General features: G+C 50.0%; 1 rRNA gene. It reads left to right on the plus strand.

Annotated elements, in window-relative coordinates:
- Positions 1 to 298: ribosomal RNA gene (locus tag ACOYA6_RS23060) — 23S ribosomal RNA — on the plus strand; the annotation flags it as partial.

Consider the following 298-nt stretch of genomic DNA (forward strand, 5'->3'; position numbering starts at 1 on the left):
GTGGTGTGACTGCGTACCTTTTGTATAATGGGTCAGCGACTTATATTCTGTAGCAAGGTTAACCGTATAGGGGAGCCGAAGGGAAACCGAGTCTTAACTGGGCGTTAAGTTGCAGGGTATAGACCCGAAACCCGGTGATCTAGCCATGGGCAGGTTGAAGGTTGGGTAACACTAACTGGAGGACCGAACCGACTAATGTTGAAAAATTAGCGGATGACTTGTGGCTGGGGGTGAAAGGCCAATCAAACCGGGAGATAGCTGGTTCTCCCCGAAAGCTATTTAGGTAGCGCCTCGTGAA

Source organism: Leclercia barmai (assembly GCF_049312895.1).
Lineage (GTDB): Bacteria > Pseudomonadota > Gammaproteobacteria > Enterobacterales > Enterobacteriaceae > Enterobacter > Enterobacter barmai.